The sequence below is a fragment of the Staphylococcus pasteuri genome (assembly GCF_030547725.1).
Lineage (GTDB): Bacteria > Bacillota > Bacilli > Staphylococcales > Staphylococcaceae > Staphylococcus > Staphylococcus pasteuri.
This window is the reverse complement of record NZ_JAUOQO010000139.1, coordinates 1-323: the sequence shown is the minus strand read 5'-3', so window position 1 is coordinate 323 and position 323 is coordinate 1. Positions and strand designations below refer to the sequence as shown.

The 323-nt window shown below is 51.4% G+C and carries 1 protein-coding gene; it reads right to left on the bottom strand.

What is annotated here, in order from left to right; all coding sequences use genetic code 11:
* The coding region (locus Q4528_RS13145; RefSeq protein WP_303521930.1) for a 4Fe-4S dicluster domain-containing protein at nucleotides 1–258 on the bottom strand (258 nt) is incomplete at its 3' end.
* Nucleotides 259–323: the final 65 nt, after the last annotated feature.

Genomic DNA, 323 nt, shown 5'->3' with positions numbered 1-323 from the left:
GGGGCATATATAGCTGCATGCTCCGCATAACAAACAGGAATCTAGGCCAAACTGCTGGGCACCCTGCCAATCGTCGTGGTTACTATGGGCTGCCATTTGGAAAGGCATAAGCCCCATGGGGCACACCTTTACGCAGTTGCCGCAACGCACACAATCTTGGCTATTACGTTGATTGATTTTGTCTTCGCTTAGCGCTAGCAAACCGCCAATACTTTTATCTATGGGCACAAACGGTGAAGGCAGCACTTGGCCCATCATTGGCCCACCTGCAATCATCCGCTTGGCTTCTACTTTTAGCCCGCCACATTCTGCAAGTACCTGCG